The sequence below is a fragment of the Nocardia aurantia genome, from assembly GCF_009604425.1.
GTDB classification, from domain to species: domain Bacteria; phylum Actinomycetota; class Actinomycetes; order Mycobacteriales; family Mycobacteriaceae; genus Nocardia; species Nocardia aurantia.
This window is the reverse complement of record NZ_WEGI01000001.1, coordinates 152,018-171,601: the sequence shown is the minus strand read 5'-3', so window position 1 is coordinate 171,601 and position 19,584 is coordinate 152,018. Positions and strand designations below refer to the sequence as shown.

Sequence of the window (19,584 nt, the reverse complement as noted above, 5' to 3'; positions counted from 1 at the left end):
CGGCCAACCGAGGGCAAAGTTCTGGATGCGCGGCCAGTGAGGCAGACACCCGGGAAAAGTAAACCCATCCCCAGAGGGGATGGGCGGTATAGCCCCATCATGCCCGAGAGCAAGCACCTGTGTCCCGGCGCCCGGTGCTCACACCCGCAGCTCCGGTGGCAGGCCGAACAGGGGGAACAGCTTCTCGGTGTCCAGGAAGTAGTTCAGGCCGCTGATGCCGCGGTCGCCGTCGAGTTCGAGCACCGTGATGGACCACGGCTCGAGCACCGACGGGTCCGCATCGCTGGGCTTGTAGTGGCCGAAGGCCGGGAGGCCGTTGGCGCCCGCGAGGGGGACGAGTTTCGAACCGCGGCAGGCGGATCCGAGGGTGAGCATGAAGTCCGCGACCTCGCGCGGGCCGCGCACCCAGAAGTCGAACGGCGGCATCTGCATGTCGACGTCCTTCTTCAGCAGGGCGGTGAGCGCCTCCATGTCGAACGCCTCGAAGGCGTGCACGTACGCCTCGACGAACTTGCGCTGCTCCTCGTCGGTGTCGTCGTAGGACTTCTCCGCCGTCGGCTGCACCTTGGCGATGGTGGCGCGGGCCCGTTGCAGCGCGCTGTTCACCGAGGTGGGGGACATGGTGAGCATGTCGGCGGTCTCGTTGGCGGAGAACCGCAACACCTCACGCATGATGAGGATCGCGCGCTGGGTGGCCGGCAGATGCTGCATGGCGGCCAGGAAGGCCAGCCGCAGCGAATCCTTGGTGGCGGCCCGGTCGGCCGGATCGGAGCCGAAGGCCAGCCCGTTCGGGATGGGCTCGATCCAGGGCACGTCGGTGCGCGGCGGGGGCAGCGGCGAGTCGGCCGTGGACGGACCGGTCAGATCCATCGGCATCGCCCGGCGCTGCGGCCCGTCCAGCATGTCCAGGCACACGTTGGTGGTGATGCGGTACAGCCAGGACCGCAGGCTGGATCGACCCTCGAACGAGTCGTAGGCCTTCCACGCCCGGGTGAGCGTCTCCTGGACCGCGTCCTCCGCCTCGAAGGAGGAGCCGAGCATCCGGTAGGCGTATGCGCACAGCTCCCGCCGGTATCCCTCGAATTCGGGCAGGATCTCCTCGACTCCGGTGGAGCCGGCGCTGGTGCTCATGCTGTCGTTCCTCTCGTCGCATGAGCGGGGGCCTCTCGGCCCGATCCGGCGCTGGCAACCGCGCATCACCCCCGCTCTGGTCCCACTGTGGCACAGGGCACCGACAAGAAGCGGCGTTATTTCGTGGTCGGCGCCGGTGCGTCCTCGTCCGAGGGCCGGGATTCGGCCTCGGCGTGCGCCCACCGGTAATCGGGCTTGCCGGCCGGATTCCGCTGGATCGCGTCGACGTACCAGAGACTGCGGGGCTGCTTGTAGGAGGCGATCTCCCGGGTCAGCACCGGGCGCAGATCCTCCAGGCTCGGCCGCTTGCCGTCGCGGCAGTGCACCACCGCGCCGACCCGCTGCCCCCAGCGCTCGTCGGGCACGCCGACGACCAGCGCGTCGAAGACGTCCGGATGGCATTTCAGCGCGCCCTCGACCTCCTCCGGATAGATCTTCTCGCCGCCGGAGTTGATGCTCACCGAGCCGCGGCCGAGCATCGTCACCGAACCGTCCTCCTCCACCCGGGCGTAGTCGCCGGGGATCGAGTAGCGAATCCCGTTGAACTCCTTGAACGTCGCGGCGGTTTTCACCGGGTCGTTGTAATAGCCGAGCGGGATGTGCCCGCGGCGGGCCAGCAGCCCGACCTGCCCGGAGCCCGGCGCCACCGGATTACCGTCCTCGTCGAGCACGTCGGTGGAGGCGTCGATCTTCACCCGCGGGCCACCGGTGTGGGTGGCGCCCTTGGCCGCCACCGACAGGCCGCCGAAACCGGTCTCCGAGGAGCCGATCGAATCGGTGATCATCGTGTTCGGCAGCAGTTCCAGGTACTGGTCCTTGAGCGTCGGCGAGAACAGCGCGGCGCTGGACGCCATCGCCCAGAGACTCGAATGTTTGTACGGCTCACCGGTTTCCGGGTTCCCGGCCAGCAGCGCGTCGAGCATCGGCCGGGCCATCGCGTCGCCGGTGACGAAGATGAGGTTGATGGTGTGCCGGTCGATGGCCTGCCATACCCCGTGCCCACTGAACTCGGGCAGCATGATCGCCTTGCCGCCGTCGAAGAGGCTGTGGAAGGTGGCCGTCTGCGAACCGCCGTGGATCATCGGCGGAATCGGGTATCGCACCAACTGCGGATTACCCGCGCCGACCTTCGCCTGCTGCCACTCGTCCTGCACCACTTCGCCGGTGACGAAGTTGATGCCGCCGCCGAGCACCCGCCACCAGTCCTCATGCCGCCACATGACGCCCTTGGGCAGGCCGGTGGTGCCGCCGGTGTAGATCATCATGATGTCGTCGGGCGAGCGCGGGGCGAAGTCCCGTTCACCGGACGAAGCCGCCAGCGCCGCTTCGTATTCGACCGAATCCGGCGCGGTCGGGAACTGCCCGGCGGTATCGTCGTCGACGACCAGAACCGTCGTCAGCTTGGGCGTATTCGGACGCACACCGGCCACTCGATCGGTGTATCGGCGCTCGTGGATCAACGCGACCATATCCGAATTATCGAATATGTATTGCAACTCGTTCTCGACGTAGCGGAAGTTGACGTTGATCATCACCGCGCGTGCTTTGAACACCGCGACCATGGCCTCCACTGCCTCGATCGTGTTACGCGAGTAGATGCCGACCTTGTCGCCCGGCCGCACACCATGTTCCTGCAGGTAGTGCGCCAGTTTGTTGGTTCGCTCCTCCAATTCGGCATACGTTACCGAGCGGGTGTCGTCGGCCAGCGCGACACGTTCCGGCACGAGATCGATGGCGTGTTCGACAAGATCAGCGATGTTGTAACCCACACGACAAAAATAGAACGTGTTCATGCAACTGACAAGACTTGATTTACAGGGTTTACTAATGCGCTAGCAGGGGTGCGAGCCGCCGCACCTGCTCGATGTCGCGCGCCCCCACGAGCAGCATCGTGACCCCGGCCTTCTCCCACACTCCGAGCTGTTCCCGGACGTGCGCCTCGTCGCCGATGATCGTCGTGTCGAGGATCAGTTCGTCGGGCACCGCAGCCGCCGCCTCGGCCTTGCGGCCGGACCGGAACAGGGCGGTGACCTCGTCGACCACCTCGCCGTATCCCATGCGGCGGTACACCTCCGCGTGGAAGTTGAGATCCTCGGCGCCCATCCCGCCGATGTACAACGCCGAAAAGGGCCGCAGCCGATCGAGTTCCCCGGCCACGTCGTCGGTCAGGATCACCTGCGCGGTGGCGGCGATCTCGAAATCCGCACGGGTGCGCCGGGCGCCGGGCCGCGCGAAGCCCTCCTCGAGCCACTCGTTGTACATGCCGGCCAGCCGCGGCGTGTAGTAGATGGCGAGCCAGCCGTCGGCGATCTCGGCGGTCAGCGCGACATTCTTCGGCCCCTCGGCGCCCAGCCAGATCGGCAGGTCCGCGCGCAGCGGATGGGTGATCGGCTTGAGCGGCTTGCCCAGGCCGGTCGCGCCGGCGCCCCGATACGGCAGCGGATAGTGCGAACCATCGTTCACCACCGGCGCCTCGCGGGCCAGCACCTGCCGCACCACATCGACGTATTCCCGGGTGCGCGCCAGCGGTTTCGCGAACGGCTCGCCGTACCAGCCCTCCACCACCTGCGGCCCGGACACGCCGAGTCCCAGGATGGCCCGGCCGCCGCTGAGATGGTCGAGGGTGAGCGCGGCCATCGCGGTGGCGGTGGGTGTGCGCGCGGACAGCTGCACCACCGAGGTGCCCAGCCGCACCCGTTGTGTCGACGATCCCCACCAGGCCAGCGGCGTGAACGCGTCCGACCCCCACGACTCGGCGGTGAACACCGCGTCGAAGCCCGATTCCTCGGCCGCCGTGATCAATTCCGCGGCGTTCGCCGGCGGCTGCGCACCCCAGTACCCGAGCTGCAATCCGAAACGCATGCCATGTCCTTTCTCGCGGAGCCACGATCACGGCCTGCGGCCGTCACCTGCACGGGTCCTACTATGCCCGGCGGCCCTTGCCCCGAGAATAAGAACCTGTTCTACTCGATGTCGTGACTCAGGGGAACACCATTGCCGGCACCATCTCCGACGACGGCGGCGCCACGCCGGAGGTGCTCGCCGCGGAGCTGCGGCTCAAGTTCGACTACACCAGATCCGTCGGTCCGACCATCGGACGCTTCCTCACCGGGCTGCGGTCCGGGCGTGTCGTGGGCGTGCGCGGTTCCGACGGCCGGGTCCTGGTGCCGCCGGCCGAATACGATCCGGTCACCGCCGAACCGCTGACCGACTTCGTCGACGTCGCCGACGTGGGCACCGTCGCGACCTGGTCATGGGTACGGGAACCGTTACCCGGCCAGCCCTTCGACCGGCCGTTCGCCTACGCGCTGATCCGGCTGGACGGCGCCGACACCGGCCTGCTGCACGCGGTCGACGTGGCCTCCCCCGACGACATCCACACCGGCCTGCGGGTGCGGGCGCGCTGGGCCGCCGGGCGCAGCGGCGGCATCCACGACATCGAATGCTTCGAACCCGGTGAAACCTCCACGGCGCCAGCGGATTCCGCCGTCGACGAGAGTGTGCCGGTGACCGCGATCGTCACCCCGGTTGATCTGCGCTACAAGCACACCGCGTCGCCGCAGGAGACCGAATTCCTGAAGGCCATCGCCGACGGCCGCCTGCTCGGCGCGCGCGCCACCGACGGCAAGGTGTACTTCCCGCCGCGCGGCGCCGATCCGCGCACCGGTGAGGCCACCGACGACTACGTCGAACTGCCCGACACCGGCATCGTCACCACCTTCTGCATCGTGAACGTGCCGTTCCAGGGCCAGCGCATCAAGCCGCCCTACGTGGCCGCGTACGTGCTGCTCGACGGTGCCGACATCCCGTTCCTGCACCTGGTGCTCGGCTGCGACGTGACCGAGGTCCGAATGGGCATGCGGGTCAAGGGATCCTGGAAGCCGCGCGCCGAATGGACCTACGACGGCCTCGACAACATCTCACACTTCGAGCCGACCGGTGAGCCGGACGCCGAGTACGAGACCTACTCGCACCACTTGTAAGGGCTGAATACCTTGAGCGACAGAGCAACCGACATCGCGGTGGTGGGTTTCGCCCACGCGCCGCACGTCCGGGAGACCTTCGGCACCACCAACGGCGTGGAGATGCTCACGCCGTGTTTCCGGAACCTGTACGACAAGCTGGGCATCACCGTCGCCGATATCGGCTTCTGGTGCTCCGGATCCTCGGATTACCTGGCGGGGCGCGCCTTCTCGTTCATCTCGGCGATCGACTCGATCGGCGCGGTGCCGCCGATCAACGAGTCGCACGTCGAGATGGACGCCGCCTGGGCGCTGTACGAGGCGTGGGTGAAACTCCGCTCCGGACAAGCGGATACGGCTCTGGTCTACGGCTTCGGCAAGCCGTCGGCGGGCACGCTGCGCCAGGTGCTGACCATGCAGATGGATCCGTACCTGGTCGGTCCGCTGTGGCCGGACGCCGATTCGATCGCCGGGCTGGCCGCCCGCGCCGGACTGGACAGCGGCCGCTGGACCGAACGCGATCTGGCCGCGGTCGGCGCGCTCGACGAGGCGGACATCGAGAAGCGGCTGGCCGCACCGTATGTCGCCGATCCGCTGCGGGCGCACGACATCGCGCCGATCACCGACGGCGCCGCCGCGATCGTGCTGGCGACCGGTGACCGGGCCCGCGAACTCTGCGCGCGTCCGGCATGGCTGACGGGCATGGCACACCGCATCGATACCCCGGTGCTCGGCGCCCGCGACCTCACCGACTCGCCGTCCACCCGGGCCGCGGCCCGCGCCGTGACCGACGGCGACGCCTCGGGTTTCGACGTCGCCGAACTGCACGCCCAGTACAGCCACGAACAGCTGATCCTGAAGCAGGCCATCGGACTCGGCGACGGCACCCGGATCAACCCGTCCGGCGGCGCGCTCGCCGGAAACCCGATGTTCGCGGCCGGTCTGGAGCGGATCGGCTACGCCGCCACCGCGATCATCGACGGCAGCGCGAACCGGGCCCTCGCCCACGCGAGCAGCGGCCCCGCCCTGCAGCAGAACCTCGTCGCCACCCTGGAGGCGCGATGAGCCACCGGGAGACGAATCATCATCGGGAGATATCGGCATGACTGAACTCGCCGCAGTACTCGGCACCGGCCAGACCCATCATGTGACGAAACGCGCGGATGTGTCGATGGCCGGAATGTGCAGGGAGGCAATCGATCGCGCGCTGGCCGACGCCGAGCTCACGATGGCCGACATCGACGCCGTCGTGGTGGGCAAGGCGCCGGACCTGTTCGAGGGTTCGATGATGCCGGAACTGTTCCTCGCGGATGCGCTGGGCGCCACCGGGAAACCGATGTTGCGGGTGCACACCGCCGGCTCGGTCGGCGGCTCGACCGGGGTCGTCGCCGCCAACCTGATCCAGGGCGGTGTGCACGGCAGGGTACTCGCCGTGGCCTGGGAGAAGCAGTCCGAATCCAATGCCATGTGGGCACTGTCGAATCCGGTGCCGTTCACCAAACCGGTCGGCGCCGGCGCGGGCGGCTATTTCGCCCCGCACGTGCGCGCCTACATCCGGCGGGCCAACGCGCCCTTGCACATCGGCGCGATGGTCGCGGTGAAGGATCGCCGCAACGGCGCCAAGAATCCGCTGGCCCACCTGCAGCAGGCCGACATCACCATGGAATCGGTGCTGGCCTCCCAGATGCTCTGGGACCCCATCCGTTTCGACGAGACCTGCCCGTCCTCCGACGGCGCGTGCGCCCTGGTGCTCGGCAACGAGACCGCCGCGGCCGCCGCGGCGGCGAACGGCCGCACCGTCGCCTGGGTGCACGGCACCGCGATGCGCACCGAGCCGCTCGCGTATGCCGGTCGCGACCAGGTGAATCCGCAGGCGGGCCGCAACGCCGCCGCCGCCCTGTGGAAACAGGCGGGCATCACCAACCCGCTCGAGGATATCGACGCCGCCGAGATCTACGTGCCCTTCTCCTGGTTCGAGCCGATGTGGCTGGAGAACCTCGGCTTCATGCCGGAAGGTGAGGGCTGGAAGCTCACCGACGCCCGGGAGACCGAGATCGGCGGGAAGCTGCCGGTCAACCCGTCCGGCGGCGTGCTCAGCTCCAACCCGATCGGCGCGTCCGGCATGATCCGGTTCGCCGAGGCCGCCAAGCAGGTCATGCGCCGCGCCGGCGACTACCAGGTCGAAGATGCGCGAAAAGCCCTTGGCCACGCCTACGGCGGTGGCTCACAATACTTCTCGATGTGGGTAGTCGGATCGGAGAAGCCATGACGGACACCGCAGTGGACCATCCCGCGCGCGTGGCGGGCCGCGCCTCCCAGGCCGCGGTCCGCGCCCGCGACAAGGCCGCCTGGCTGGACCTGTTCGCCGCCGACGGCATCGTCGAAGATCCCGTCGGCCCTTCGCTGTTCGACCCCGAGGGCGCCGGCCACCGCGGCCGGGACGCCATCGCGGCGTTCTGGGACAAGGCGATCGCCATGGCCGAGTCCATCGAGTTCCTCTTCGACGACTCGTTCGCCTGCGGCAACGAGGTCGCCTACACCGGCCTCATCCGCACCACCATCGGCGGCCAGATCATCGACGCCCACGGCGTATTCACCTATCGCGTAGACGATTCCGGCAAGATCGCCGCTCTCCGCGCCTTCTGGGAACAAGAGCGCGCAATGGCCACCATCAGAGCTGTATAAATTGCTCGGCTCCGCCTCGCTGGTTTGCGGCCTGTAACCCCGGTGTTCCGGCACCCGCTGCTTGCTCCTTCGTCGCATCGCATCGGGCACCGGAACACCGGGGGCGGCCGCAAACCGTGCCGGTCGAGTTAGCACCGAAGGGGGCCACCGATGGGTGGCCCCCTTCGCGTCACGACCGCATCAGTGCTTGTAATTCACCTGGTATTCCTTGATGCCGTTCAGCCAGCCGGAGCGCAGGCGGCGGGGCTGGGCTACAGCGGCGATGTCGGGGAGGTGGTCGGCGATGGCGTTGAAGATCAGGTCGACCTCCAGGCGGGCCAGGTTCGCGCCGATGCAGAAGTGCGCGCCGGTGCCGCCGAAGGACAAGTGCGGGTTGGGATCCCGCAAGATGTCGAAGGTGTACGGGTTCTCGAACACGTCCTCGTCGAAGTTGGCGGAGCGGTACAGCAGCACCAGCCGCTGGCCCTTCGTCATCTGCACGCCGGACAGTTCGGCGTCGGCGAGCAGGGTGCGCTGGAACATGCTCACCGGGGTGGCCCAGCGGATGATCTCGTCGGCCGCGGTGGCCGGGCGCTGTGCCTTGAACAGCTCCCACTGATCCGGGTGTTCCAGGAAGGCGTGCATACCGTGCGAGATGGCGTTGCGGGTGGTCTCGTTGCCCGCCACCGCCAGCAGCATCACGAAGAAGCCGAACTCCTCGGAAGTCAGTGCCTCGCCGTCGATCTCGGCCTGCACCAGATCGGTGACGATGTCGCCGGCCGGATTCGCCTTGCGGTCCTCGGCCATCTGGTAGGCGTAGCCCAGCAGCTGCGCCGACGCCATCACCGGATCCGCGTCCATGTCCGGATCGTCGTAGCCGGTCATCTCGTTGGACCAGGTGAAGACCTTCATCCGGTCCTCCTGCGGCACGCCGATCAAATCGGCGATGGCCTGCAGCGGCAGCTCGCAGGCGACCTGCTCGACGAAGTCGCCGGTTCCGGATTCGGCCGCCGCCTTCACGATTCGCTCGGCGCGGGCCGACAACTCGGCGCGCAGGCCGTTGATCACGCGCGGGGTGAAGCCGCGGGCGATGATCTTGCGCTGCTTGGTGTGCTCCGGCGGGTCCATGTTGAGCAGGATCAGCCGCTGCATGTCGATGTTCTCGCGCGGGATGTCGTCCTGGAAGCGCGGAATCGCGGTGTTCTCGTAGGTGGAGAACACATCGCTGCGCCGGGACACCTCCTTGACGTCGGCATGCCGGGACACCACCCAGAAGCCCTCGTCGTGGAAGCCACCGATCTCCGGGGACTGCGGATTCCACCAGATCGGCGCGGCGCGGCGGAGTTCGGCGAACTCCTCGACCGGCACGCGCTGCTCCCACATCGCGGGGTCGGTGACGTCGAAACCGTCCGGCACGTTCGGCCGCGCGGTACCAGCCTCTACCACCAGCTGACTCCTCCAGTAATTGGAACACGTTCTATGGCCATTGCAGCACAGGCGGATCGACTAGTAAAGACACCGGCATTTTCCGCCTGAGTTAGCATCGAACTTGTTTCAGTTTTTGCTGCATTTGAGGGGAAGGAAGGCTCATGGGCACACCCGTGATAGTCGAGGCGGCACGGACCCCGGTCGGGAAGCGCGGTGGCCTGCTGGCCGGACTGCACGCGGCCGAACTGCTCGGCGCCGCGCAGCGCGGCGTCCTCGAGCGCGCCCATCTGGACCCGGCGCTGGTCGAGCAGATCGTCGGCGGCTGCGTCACGCAGGCCGGTGAACAGTCCAACAACGTCACCCGCACCGCGTGGCTGCACGCCGGGCTCCCGTGGCAGACCGGCGCCACCACCATCGACGCGCAGTGCGGATCGGCACAGCAGGCCAATCATCTGGTGGCCGGCCTGATCGCCACCGGCGCAATCGATATCGGCATCGCCTGCGGCGTGGAGGCGATGAGTCACGTGCCGCTGGGCGCCAACCTCAACCCCGAGCAGGCCGGGCCGCGGCGACCGGCGTCCTGGAACGTGGACATGCCGGATCAGTTCGGCGCAGCCGAGCGAATCGCCAAGCGGCGCGGCATTACTCGCGACGATGTCGACCGATTCGGCCTGCGCTCACAACAATTCGCCGCACGGGCCTGGGCCGAGGGCCGCTTCGACCGCGAGGTGCTCACCGTGACCGCGCCGCAGGTCGACAAGACCGGCGCGCTCACCGGCGAGAAGCTCGACGTCGCGCGCGATCAGGGCCTGCGCGACACCACCGCGGAGGGGCTGGCCAAGCTGAAGCCGGTCCTCGAGGGCGGCATCCACACCGCCGGCACCTCCTCACAGATCTCCGACGGCGCCGCCGCCGTCCTGCTCATGGACGAGGAGGTCGCCGCCCGGCACGGACTGCGGCCGCGGGCGCGAATCCGCACTCAGGTGCTGGTGGGAGCCGAACCTGAATTCCATTTGGACGGTCCGGTGCAGGCGACCACCCGACTGCTGGAACGGTCGGGCATGAGCATCGGTGATATTGATCTGTTCGAGATCAACGAAGCCTTCGCCTCGGTGGTGTTGTCCTGGGCGTCGGTGCATCGGCCCGATCTCGACAAGGTCAACGTCAACGGCGGCGCCATCGCGCTCGGCCATCCGGTCGGCAGCACGGGCTCCCGGCTGATCACCACCGCCCTGCACGAACTGGAGCGGACCGGCGGGACCACGGCGATGGTCCTCATGTGCGCCGGTGGCGCACTTGCGACCGGCACGATCTTGGAGAGGTTGTAGAAACAGGCACTTCACGTGGGGGTTGTTGAACGTTCATCCCCGTGGACCCATCGGGTGGCGTACGCCACACAATGTGCGATACAGAGTCTTCCATGAGACGTCAGCTATCTTTGCGTTACCATTCGATGGGTGCCGGGCACCCTCGCGACGGGCGAAAACCCACTCCAGCCTGCGGTTCTCCAGTGCCGTTGGGGTACCCCGCAAACGCCGCGGCGGGCGTCGGTTCCAGAACCGGACGTCTGGAAGCTTCAAGGAAATCACGAATCAGGCGTAGGTTTTCAGTTACTCAGCCGCTAATATCAATGATACGTATCCGAGATAACGACTGTTAGTACAGCGAAGGGAATTGGGCGGCTCACAATGGCTGATTTCGCGGCGCGGCTGAACAAGCTGTTCGAAACCGTGCATCCCCCGGGGCGCAAGCCGCACACCAACGCGGAGGTGGCGGCTGCCTTGACAGCCTCCGGCCATCCGATCTCGAAACCGTACCTCTCGCAGTTGCGGTCGGGACAGCGCACCAATCCGTCCGATGAGACGGTGGCCGCGCTGGCGAAGTTCTTCAAGGTCAAGCCGGACTACTTCTTCAACGACATCTACGCGGCCAAGATCGACCACGATCTCGAGCTGCTGTCCCAGCTGCAGGGCTACGGACTTCGTCGGCTGTCGAGTAGGGCCTTCGATCTGTCGGAGGAATCGCAAAACCTCCTGACCTCGATGGCCGAGAAGCTGCGGGCGAGCGAAGGCTTGCCCGAGATCCCGCCGGACGGCACGGAATAACAAGGTCCACAAGGCAACACACAGTGCGGTGACCACCGCACTGTGTTTGTTTTGGGGGTGATTTCGGCTCACACCGAAGCGCGACCCGCTTCGGTGTGAGCCGTGTCCGTGCGCCGCCATCGATGCGGTCGGCAGTCGTGGGCACAGAACGCCGCACTGTGATCCAGGACATAAAACCAGTCGGTCCGGCGAACGCCCGGCAGTATGTGATTGCAATTGTTCGTACGCTTTTCGTTTGCATCTCATCGGCTCCCCTCGGCCGGGGTCGTCCGGTAGGCGCGGGCGATCGCCCGAACCCACCCGCGCGGACCGACTCCCTCCGGCGGCGCGATCCAGCGGGCGTCGACGGCGACCCCGCCGGACGGATCGCGGGCCCAGCGCGCGACCAGATCCGCGCGCTCGGCCACCGACGCCGGCGGGGGCCCGACCGCCACCAACTCCACCCCGCCGCCCGATTGCAGGTACATCGCGTCCATGATCTGGGTGACGTGATCCGACGCCCGCAGCTGCGCGGTCGAGGCCGGCTTGTCGCCGGTCACCACCTCGGGGAACCGTCCGATCAGAGTGCGGTGCAGGACCCGGATCCGCCGCAGCAGCAGGCGCGCTCGCGCCCACAGCTCGATCACGATCCACACCGCGCCGAGCGCGACGAACAGCCCGGCCACCTGCCAGGCGGGCCAGAACCAACCGGGAGTGCCCGGCCGGGCGGGCGGTTCGTCGCGCGCCAGCCGCCGAATCGAGAGCGCGGCAAGCACTCCCACCACCACCGTGCCCGAGGTGTAGAGGGCGATGCCGCGCCCGAGCGCGGTCCAGTCCAGATTGCGCAATCCGGTGATCGCCACGAATCCGCAGGCCGGCAGCGTGACCGCCCATCCGAACAGCACCGACCAGCCGACCGTGACGACCACGGCCGCCAGTCCGGCCGCGTAGATCGAGGCCGCGATCTTGCGGAGATTGCGGCGGGACACGATCGGCCAGGCGGCCGCGGCCACCACCGAGGTGGCGACCGCGAACATCAGCCAGGCCGCCGCGACCACCCGCTCGGCCAGCGGCCGGCCGTCGACACCGCCCGGCAGCAGATGGTCCACCGTGACCGCCACCTCGGGGATCGCCGCGGTCGCGGCCGCGGCCACGCTCGCCACCGCCAGCACGATCGCGAGCCGGGCGGTGGTCGCCGGTTTCACCAGCACCCGGCCCACCCGCGCGCCCGCGGCCATCCAGATCACCAGTGCGCCGAGCCAGAATGTCATCCCAGTGCCTCGTCGAATCGAAGGACCGAGACGCCGGCGCCTCGGCTGTGGAACACCCGCAACCTGGTCATCAGCATGCTGGCGAAGGTCTCCGCCTCCCACTCCGCCAGTTCGTCCGGCCCCTGGGCCACCATCTGCTGGTAGGCCCGCCGGTTGAGCATGTAGGCGATCAGATCGTCGCTCGCCGCCAGCGTGACCTCGGCCGCGACCTCACCGGGATGGTCGAAGACGATGTGCCCCAACTCGTGTGCGAGCGTGTGCTCGCGGCTCGGCAGCGCCGCGGCCAGCACGATCACCTCCTTGTCCGGATAGGTCCGTCGCTGCCCGCACACCCCCGGGCCGAGCTCCTCGCTGACGATCTCGATCGGGCGGCGCCGCTCGGCGGAGACGGCGAGCACCACCTCGTCCAGCGTGGTCGCGTCGAAATCGGCCGCCACCGCGCACACCGCGTCGACCGCGGCCGCCACCCGGCGATGGGAACGGCCTTGCGTCCGTGCGTAGGTCATCGCCGACGCTCCTCTCATGCCCGCGGGAAGAACGCGGCCCGCGCGGCGTCGACGCGCGCCTGCGCCGCCGCCGCGCTCTGGAATCCGACGGCCCCCGACCCGGTCGCCGCCAGCGCCATCGCGATCAGGCCGCCGATCACCTCGAGCGCCCGAACCGGCGGCAGCCCACCGGAATTCGCGGTCGGCCGCACCGCCGGTTCGGCCCGGAAGCCAGGCGCGGGAGCGGGTCCGGGCACGATCGGTACGGGCAGTTCATCCGCCGCCGGCGGCGCCACGACCACCACCGGCCGCACTGGCAGCTGCCCCGGCGGTACCGGTCCCGGAGCCGGTGGAATGAGCAACGGCGGCTCGGGAACCGGCGGCGTGGGCGGCGGTTGCAGCAGGAGCAACAGCAGCAGCGGTGACGCCAGCACCGCGGATCCCACGGCGGCCGAACCGACTGCCGCCGAACCCGTCCCCACCAATCCCGAACCCGTTGCCGCCGAAGACCCGGCCGCTGCCGAACCGGTTCCCAGAGCCCCCAACAACGCGGAACCCGTCGCGGCACCCGCCGAACCCACTGCGGCCGGCCCTGTCCCCACGCTTCCCGACAACGAAGAACCCGTCGCGGCACCCGCCGAACCGACCGCGGCCGAACCTGTCCCCAGGCTTCCCAACAACGCAGAACCCGTCGCGGCACCCGCCGAACCCACTGCGGCCGAACCGGTACCCAACGGACCCGACAACGCGGAATCCGTGGCAGTTCCTGCCGATCCCGCACCAGCCGAACCGGTTTCCAACGCTCCCGCCGACGCCGAACTCGTGGCGGCGCCCACCGGGCCGGGCGCTGCCGAGCCGGTGCCCAGTGCGCCGAGCAGCGGGATGCCGCCGGCCGAGGCGGTGCCCAGTGCGCCCGGTAATACCGCGCCGGCGGCGGAACCGGTGCCGAGGATGCCGAGGAGCGCGGCGGCGCTCGCCGCGGCGGATCCGGAACCCGTCTCCCTGGCGTCGATCGAGTCGGCGGCACCGGATGATCCGGGCGTATCGGCTCCCGGGACGGTCTGTCGTTCGATCACGAATGTCGCTGCCGTTGGGGCTTTCCCGAGCAGGTCCGAGGGGTCGTCGGCCTCGGCCTCGGCCGCGTCCGGAGCGCGGAGCGGTGCGGGCACGAGCCATGCCGAGAAAGGTGAACCCGCGCCGACGTGCTCGGAACCTGTTGGTGCCGGCGACGTTTCGAGCACAGCCGCGCTCGTGGCGAGCGCGGCTAGCTGGACCACCAGCCCGGCGGCATCGGTGCCCGCCACGGCCGCCACCAGCGCGAGGGCCGGATCGATCCGCGCAGGCTCCGGCGCCGATTCCGGATCGGCCGCGGCGGAATCGAATGCGTCGCCGGTGTCGAGAGCGGAGGTCGCGGAAGCAGTCCCGGCACCGGCGGATCCGAGGGCGGCCGAGCCCGGCGCCGCCGAGCCGAGGGCGGCGGAACCGGTGCCGAGGAGGGCGGTCGGTCCCGGGCGCGGGGCGGGAAGCTCGAGGTCGCGGGCGGGATGTGAAGTATCCGGCGCCGTGACGGATCGACCCGGGATGCGCAGGGCGTGTTCGTCCGGTTCGCCACCGGTGGAGCATTGCGGGCACGGAGATTCCGGGCGGGCCGAGGCGACCAGCGGCCCCAGGAACCCGTAACCGGCGACCATCCCGGCCACTGCCGCGACGCGCACCATGCGACCCAAGGCCATGCGCTTACCTTTCCCCTCATCGTGTAGAGCGCAGAACTTCACCCGGGTCGCGAGCTCATCCGGGACTTCGATCGAGCCGACACCATACTAGCTGCCGAACATTTGCCAAGTGAGCGAGTTTGTATGATTTGCCGCACTTTTCGAGGTAGGAGGCATGATTCGTTTCTCGCCCGCTCACCCCATGCGCAACAAACCGGACACGAGATCGCGCCGGGTCCGGTACATTCCAGGTCCGGCCGCCCCTTCGTGGCCGGTCATCGTCACGCGCACAAGGTTATTCGGCGCCGGGACGCCGGCGGATCGCAGGTACCCGGAATCGCCGGACGCGGTTCCGGCGCTCCGGGTATCCGGGTCCGGCAACCTCACAGCCAGTTCTTCCGACCGGAGATGGTTGATTTCCGTCAGCAATCAGCGCGCACGCTCACTCGGCGGGCGAGGCCGCCAGGGTTCGGAAGATCGACTCGGTGCGGGATCCGGGTGCGGCGCAATAGAAGATCATCCGCTGATCGGTGTCGGCGATGTGCATGACCTGACACTCGAATTCCAGCGGCCCCAGGTCCGGATGCACCACCCGTTTGCGGTGCGCGCGCCGCACCGCGACGTCGTGTGTCGCCCACAGTTCGGCGAATTGTGGTGAGGTGCCGAGCAGTTCGGTGACCATGGCGACCAGGCCGGGGTTGCCCGGATAGCGCGCGTAGGCGGCGCGCAGGTCGGCCACGGTGGCGCGGGCGAAGGCGAGAGCGGCCTCGTCGGGCCACACCCCGCCCGCCGCGGCCGCCCGGAACATCCAGCGGATCATGTTGCGATCGGCGCCGGGCAGCGCGTCGAGATCGCCGATGAAGTGCACCGCGAGGGAATTCCAGGCCAGGATGTCGTAGGTGGCGTCCACCACGTAGGCGGGCGTCGAGACCAGATTGTCCATCATGGTCCGGATGGACTGCGGCACGGTGCGATTCGGCCCGGCGACCAGCGGCGGCTGCTCCCCCGCGATGCGGTACAGGTACTCCCGCTCATCGGCGGTGAGCAGCAGTGCGCGGGCGAGCGCGGCCAGCACCTGCCGGGACGGGTTGGCGCCGCGGGCCTGCTCCAGCCGGATGTAGTAGTCCACCGACAGTCCAGCGACCTTCAACGTACCCACTACATCCGTAGCCTGGTGTCATGGCTCGAAACACGGAACCCGCCTGGTTGGTGGAGATCAATGCTGCGCTGGCTACTGCTGTGGCCGATGTCGATCCCGCGTTGTGGGTGTACGGCTATGTCCGTATCTCCCGGGATGAGAAGGACCGCGCCGAGGGGGTGCAGTTGCAGGCGAAGAATCAGGTGAATCACGCTGCCCGCAAAGGGCTTCCGTTGGCGCGGATCTTCTGTGACAACGATCTGTCGGGCGCGGACGCGGATCGGCCTGCGTTGCGGGAAGTGCTGCCACTGGTGACGCGCGGACCGGCGAAGATCGTCCTTGCCCGTGACGTGGCGCGGTTGGCCCGCGATTACGACCTGGGCAACGAGCTGATGAAGCTCGGGCGAGACAGGGGTGTGCGGTATGTGTTCATGAAGGACACCGAGTACGACCTGACCACCGGTGCCGGGCGCAAGAATTTCATGGTGAAGGTCGCCGAAGCCGCCGAGTACCGGGAGACCAACACCGAGAACCTGCTCGATCGGATGACCGAGGAAGCGGCGAAAGGGGTGATGCAGGGCGGTGCACGCCGTTACGGGTACGGCAAAGTCGTTGGTATCCACCCGATTACCGGTGCCGAGATCCTCGATCGGTGCGCCGTACGTGAGGCCGAGATCAAGGTTCTGCACGAAGGTCGTGACCGGGTGCTCAACGGGGAGAGTCAGACCACGATCATCAGCGATTGGAACGCCCGGGGAGTGACCACCTCCGCCGGGAAGATGTGGCGGGTCGGTCATTTCGCTGAGACGCTGCTGATGGAGGCGTACGTAGCCTACGACCTCGGCGAACACACCGACGCAGGTGGCCGGCGGTGCGAATGCCTGAACAACCCGGAAGGCAACGGCATCCGCGTGCATGAACGCACCGGCACCCGGCATCGTGCGCAATGGCCTGCGGTGTTCACTCGCGACGAGCAGGACGCTATGCGTATCGCGCTCAGAGCCCACCGGCGCGAGACCGACCCTGATCGTCCCCGCCAGCGTCACGGCGAGTACTGGCTGACCGGGCTCGTCGAGTGCGGCGGCATCTGGCCCGAGCAGGCCGAGCGGGCTGGACAGGTCTGCGGTGCGTGGATGATCGGGACCGTTCTGGAGCGCAAGGGGAAGAACGGCCCGATCAGGCAGCGCCGCTACAAATGCCAGGCCAAGGATTCGAAGAAGACCGTGTGCGGGTGCGGCCGGGTGTTCCGGGACGCGGGGGCGCTGGAGATGTTCGTGGCTCAGGCCGTCATCGCCGAGTACGAGAACCCGCAGATCCTCGCGCGGCTGGATCGCGGCAACGACCACGCGGCGCGGATCGCCCAGTTGCAACAGCGCATCGAACTGACGACCGGGAATCTGGACGCGGAAGCCGACCGACGCACCGAGGCCCTCTCCGGTGGCGGTGACGAATACGACCTCCGTGTCATCGACCGCACCATCACCGGACTGAAAGCCACGTTGAAAACACTTCGTGCCGAACAGGATTCGCTGCGCAGTGTTCAAGCGCTGGCGGTACTGGCCGACATCGGTTCCACCCCCGGCGAGTTGCGGAAGGCATGGGCGGACAAGGGTCCGCGCTGGCGGCACGAGGCAGCGGCCCGGTTGATCGAGAAAGTCATCGTGAAACCGGTCAACGTCTACGCGGCCAAATGGGTCGACCAGAACCGCAAGACATGGCGGTTCGATGAGACCGCCGTCGAAGTCGTCTGGCGAGAGCTGTAACCGCACCCGGTTACGCGGATCGGCGCTGGTCATCCTGATCGAGGGTGGCCAGCGCATTGCGCAGGAACAACGCCAGCGATTCGATCACCGCAGGGTTGTCGATCCGCGCCGGGAGCCCCTGCCGCAACCGGCTTTCCGCGACCATCCGACGGGTGTGCTCGCTGGTCGGCCCGACCACCATCCGCCCCGCCGCCGAGACCCGTTCCTCCGGCACGGTCATGAGGTCACCGGTCCGGTTGCCGAACGATTTTCCCCGACACCCCCGTGTGGACCGCCACCACCGTCCGGGTACGCCGCCAGCATCGCCCGGTCGTACTCGGCCCGCCACGCGATCCGTTCCGCGATGGCCGCCAACAGCAGCTGCGCCCGCGACGGTATCCGCGTGCCCGGTGCCACCGTCGACCAGGTGAAGCCGCGCGGGTCCGGGGCGGGTTTGTCGATGCCGACGCCGGCGAGGGTCCGGCGGACGAATTCCAGCCGATCGGCCTTGTGGTCACCGAGGGTCTTACCCGTCCACCGCTCCGAGGTCAGCACCCGGTTACCGGGCAGGCCGAGGGTTTCGCGGCGGTGCGCCCGCGCTTTGCACTGACCGGGTTGCATCCGCGCGTTGGCGCCCTTGGGGACGATGCCGTACAGCAGCCACACCGCGCACCGGGGCGAACACGGCGTCATCCGCAGCGCGGCGTGTAGCCGGTCGTAGTGCGCGTGCTGGCGGACGGTTTTCGCTTCCAGGACTTCGGACACGGATTTGGTCAGGTACTTGCACAGATACCCGATATGCCGGGTGACTTCCTCGGTGCCGCCGAGGATGCCCTTCGAATGCACCTGCGCCCCGAACGTCACCGTATGCGCGGGTGTGTCGTCGTCCCAGGTGGATTCCATCGCCGCCGCCCAATCCCGCAACGGTTCCCGCGTCGACGGATCGAGAAACGTCCGAGATTCCCTGTCCCACACCGGCATCCGGTCACCGCTGTAGACGACACGGTCCGGGTGCGGCCACCACACTTGGTGATAGGTCGCCGCGGTGACCTGCCGGATGATCCGATGCGGGATCGCGCCACGGATCGCGACATGGATATGGGGTGCGCCCCGGCGTTGCGGTTCGACGCTGGCGAAGTACTGGACATTCCAGCCGACCGCACGCCGCAGGTTCTGTACCCAGCGGGAGAACAACCGCGAGATCCACACCGCATCCCACGCCGCCCGCCGATAGTCGTAGGAGTCCGGGTCCACCGGGGTGCCGTCGCTGGAATGGACGTGCCCGTAGCTGTCCAGCGTCAGCGTGATCATCATCGACGGCAGGTACTTCCCCGCGTACTCATGGCCGATGGTGCGATCGGTGACCGGCAGACGCGGCAACCCCGCGACATCCTCACGCCGACGAGTCGACCGCCGCCGCGACTCACCCTCACCGGCCGCATCCACCTCCCCATCCATGTCCGTGTCGGTGGAGTCTGTGTCCGTGTCGGTGGAGTCCGTGTCCGCACCGGTACCGGGGTCGGGCACCGCCGGCGTTTTCCCACGCATCCCCAACGCGATCAGTTCGTGGTCTGCCCATGCGATCTCTTCTTGCAGTTCGCTCGCCTCGTGGGCGTTGGCGGGATCGGCCAGTGCCGCGATCAGATCGGCGCGGTAGCACATCAGGCCGGTCTGATCGTAGGTCGGCCGTGCACGCGGGATCTGCGGTTCGTGATCCAGATGCCAGCCTTCCCGGCACTGGGCCAGCCGCAGCGCTTTCGCCTTCCGCGCACACGCCGGGCACTTCGCCTCCATCGTGGAACCACAAGGCACGGGCACCAAAGCCCTTGCCCCGGTAGTGATGTCGGTGCGTTCCAGGACCATCGGCCGGATACACACCCCGAACCGTTGCGCCGTAGCCACCGCCACCTCATCGAACGACGCCCCCAGCCCGCCGTCCTCGGTCACGTCTATTTCGTTCATGCGAA

The 19,584-nt window shown here is 68.2% G+C and carries 17 protein-coding genes; 7 read left to right on the top strand and 10 right to left on the bottom strand.

What is annotated here, in order from left to right; all coding sequences use genetic code 11:
* Positions 1 to 138 precede the first annotated feature (138 nt).
* The 3 genes from NRB56_RS00835 to NRB56_RS00825 all read right to left on the bottom strand — a co-directional run bounded on the left by NRB56_RS00835 (position 139) and on the right by NRB56_RS00825 (position 3,993).
* Complete coding sequence (locus tag NRB56_RS00835) at positions 139 to 1,131, bottom strand: sigma-70 family RNA polymerase sigma factor (protein ID WP_153338571.1); 993 nt, start codon at positions 1,129 to 1,131, stop codon at positions 139 to 141.
* A gap of 116 nt (positions 1,132 to 1,247) precedes the next feature.
* Positions 1,248 to 2,900, bottom strand: coding sequence for an acyl-CoA synthetase (locus NRB56_RS00830; RefSeq protein WP_319942380.1), 1,653 nt, complete (start codon positions 2,898 to 2,900; stop codon positions 1,248 to 1,250).
* A gap of 55 nt (positions 2,901 to 2,955) precedes the next feature.
* Positions 2,956 to 3,993, bottom strand: a complete 1,038-nt coding sequence (locus NRB56_RS00825) for an LLM class F420-dependent oxidoreductase (RefSeq protein ID WP_153338569.1) — start codon at positions 3,991 to 3,993, stop codon at positions 2,956 to 2,958.
* Between the two features lie 143 nt (positions 3,994 to 4,136).
* Between NRB56_RS00825 and NRB56_RS00820 the strand changes: the two genes are divergently transcribed.
* Genes NRB56_RS00820 through NRB56_RS00805 form a run of 4 tightly spaced genes read left to right on the top strand, consistent with a single transcriptional unit; the run spans position 4,137 to position 7,778 of the window.
* The gene (locus NRB56_RS00820; protein ID WP_406603425.1) at positions 4,137 to 5,114 is read left to right on the top strand and encodes a Zn-ribbon domain-containing OB-fold protein; all 978 of its coding nucleotides are present in this window, start codon (positions 4,137 to 4,139) and stop codon (positions 5,112 to 5,114) included.
* A 12-nt stretch (positions 5,115 to 5,126) separates the two neighbouring features.
* Positions 5,127 to 6,158: a thiolase domain-containing protein gene (locus tag NRB56_RS00815; protein WP_153338568.1), complete on the top strand. Its 1,032-nt coding sequence runs from the start codon at positions 5,127 to 5,129 to the stop codon at positions 6,156 to 6,158.
* Between the two features lie 37 nt (positions 6,159 to 6,195).
* Entirely contained in the window at positions 6,196 to 7,362 is a 1,167-nt protein-coding gene (locus NRB56_RS00810; RefSeq protein ID WP_153338567.1) for a thiolase domain-containing protein, read from the top strand.
* Positions 7,359 to 7,778 (top strand): nuclear transport factor 2 family protein, encoded by a 420-nt coding sequence (locus tag NRB56_RS00805; RefSeq protein ID WP_153338566.1) that lies wholly within the window; start codon positions 7,359 to 7,361, stop codon positions 7,776 to 7,778. The genes NRB56_RS00810 and NRB56_RS00805 overlap by 4 nt, the downstream gene beginning before the upstream one ends.
* A gap of 180 nt (positions 7,779 to 7,958) precedes the next feature.
* Here NRB56_RS00805 and NRB56_RS00800 read toward each other — a convergent pair whose 3' ends face one another.
* Positions 7,959 to 9,140, bottom strand: coding sequence for a cytochrome P450 (locus NRB56_RS00800; protein ID WP_153338962.1), 1,182 nt, complete (start codon positions 9,138 to 9,140; stop codon positions 7,959 to 7,961).
* A gap of 206 nt (positions 9,141 to 9,346) precedes the next feature.
* Here NRB56_RS00800 and NRB56_RS00795 point away from each other — a divergent pair, with 206 nt between their 5' ends.
* The gene (locus NRB56_RS00795) at positions 9,347 to 10,513 is read left to right on the top strand and encodes a steroid 3-ketoacyl-CoA thiolase (protein ID WP_153338565.1); all 1,167 of its coding nucleotides are present in this window, start codon (positions 9,347 to 9,349) and stop codon (positions 10,511 to 10,513) included.
* Between the two features lie 360 nt (positions 10,514 to 10,873).
* Positions 10,874 to 11,290, top strand: a complete 417-nt coding sequence (locus NRB56_RS00790) for a helix-turn-helix domain-containing protein (protein WP_011207048.1) — start codon at positions 10,874 to 10,876, stop codon at positions 11,288 to 11,290.
* Between the two features lie 242 nt (positions 11,291 to 11,532).
* Here the strand turns inward: NRB56_RS00790 and NRB56_RS00785 are convergent, their stop codons facing one another.
* From NRB56_RS00785 to NRB56_RS00770, 4 genes are all read right to left on the bottom strand, one after another.
* Complete coding sequence (locus NRB56_RS00785; protein WP_153338564.1) at positions 11,533 to 12,540, bottom strand: hypothetical protein; 1,008 nt, start codon at positions 12,538 to 12,540, stop codon at positions 11,533 to 11,535.
* A complete protein-coding gene (locus NRB56_RS00780; RefSeq protein WP_153338563.1) occupies positions 12,537 to 13,046 on the bottom strand; it encodes an ImmA/IrrE family metallo-endopeptidase in 510 nt (169 codons plus the stop codon). The genes NRB56_RS00785 and NRB56_RS00780 overlap by 4 nt, the downstream gene beginning before the upstream one ends.
* 14 nt (positions 13,047 to 13,060) lie before the next feature.
* Positions 13,061 to 14,758: a hypothetical protein gene (locus NRB56_RS00775; protein WP_153338562.1), complete on the bottom strand. Its 1,698-nt coding sequence runs from the start codon at positions 14,756 to 14,758 to the stop codon at positions 13,061 to 13,063.
* Positions 14,759 to 15,179: 421 nt separating this feature from the next.
* Positions 15,180 to 15,887 carry an MmyB family transcriptional regulator gene (locus tag NRB56_RS00770; RefSeq protein ID WP_227837040.1) on the bottom strand — a complete coding sequence of 236 codons (708 nt, stop codon included), beginning with the start codon at positions 15,885 to 15,887 and terminating at the stop codon, positions 15,180 to 15,182.
* A gap of 29 nt (positions 15,888 to 15,916) precedes the next feature.
* Here NRB56_RS00770 and NRB56_RS00765 point away from each other — a divergent pair, with 29 nt between their 5' ends.
* Positions 15,917 to 17,638, top strand: coding sequence for a recombinase family protein (locus NRB56_RS00765; RefSeq protein ID WP_153338561.1), 1,722 nt, complete (start codon positions 15,917 to 15,919; stop codon positions 17,636 to 17,638).
* A gap of 10 nt (positions 17,639 to 17,648) precedes the next feature.
* Here the strand turns inward: NRB56_RS00765 and NRB56_RS00760 are convergent, their stop codons facing one another.
* Both NRB56_RS00760 and NRB56_RS00755 read right to left on the bottom strand, forming a co-directional pair.
* Complete coding sequence (locus NRB56_RS00760) at positions 17,649 to 17,858, bottom strand: hypothetical protein (RefSeq protein ID WP_153338560.1); 210 nt, start codon at positions 17,856 to 17,858, stop codon at positions 17,649 to 17,651.
* Positions 17,855 to 19,579, bottom strand: a complete 1,725-nt coding sequence (locus NRB56_RS00755) for a replication initiator (protein ID WP_227837039.1) — start codon at positions 19,577 to 19,579, stop codon at positions 17,855 to 17,857. Before NRB56_RS00755 ends, NRB56_RS00760 begins: the two co-directional genes overlap by 4 nt.
* Between the last annotated feature and the right edge of the window lie 5 nt (positions 19,580 to 19,584).

Coding starts and splice junctions, on each gene's coding strand:
- NRB56_RS00835 (WP_153338571.1), bottom strand. CDS start 1,131: ATGAGCACCAGCGCCGGCTCCACCGGAGTCGAGGAGATCCTGCCCGAA.
- NRB56_RS00825 (WP_153338569.1), bottom strand. CDS start 3,993: ATGCGTTTCGGATTGCAGCTCGGGTACTGGGGTGCGCAGCCGCCGGCG.
- NRB56_RS00810 (WP_153338567.1), top strand. CDS start 6,196: ATGACTGAACTCGCCGCAGTACTCGGCACCGGCCAGACCCATCATGTG.
- NRB56_RS00805 (WP_153338566.1), top strand. CDS start 7,359: ATGACGGACACCGCAGTGGACCATCCCGCGCGCGTGGCGGGCCGCGCC.
- NRB56_RS00800 (WP_153338962.1), bottom strand. CDS start 9,140: ATGTGGGAGCAGCGCGTGCCGGTCGAGGAGTTCGCCGAACTCCGCCGC.
- NRB56_RS00795 (WP_153338565.1), top strand. CDS start 9,347: ATGGGCACACCCGTGATAGTCGAGGCGGCACGGACCCCGGTCGGGAAG.
- NRB56_RS00790 (WP_011207048.1), top strand. CDS start 10,874: ATGGCTGATTTCGCGGCGCGGCTGAACAAGCTGTTCGAAACCGTGCAT.
- NRB56_RS00785 (WP_153338564.1), bottom strand. CDS start 12,540: ATGACATTCTGGCTCGGCGCACTGGTGATCTGGATGGCCGCGGGCGCG.
- NRB56_RS00780 (WP_153338563.1), bottom strand. CDS start 13,046: ATGACCTACGCACGGACGCAAGGCCGTTCCCATCGCCGGGTGGCGGCC.
- NRB56_RS00775 (WP_153338562.1), bottom strand. CDS start 14,758: ATGGCCTTGGGTCGCATGGTGCGCGTCGCGGCAGTGGCCGGGATGGTC.
- NRB56_RS00765 (WP_153338561.1), top strand. CDS start 15,917: ATGGCTCGAAACACGGAACCCGCCTGGTTGGTGGAGATCAATGCTGCG.
- NRB56_RS00760 (WP_153338560.1), bottom strand. CDS start 17,858: ATGACCGTGCCGGAGGAACGGGTCTCGGCGGCGGGGCGGATGGTGGTC.
- NRB56_RS00755 (WP_227837039.1), bottom strand. CDS start 19,579: ATGAACGAAATAGACGTGACCGAGGACGGCGGGCTGGGGGCGTCGTTC.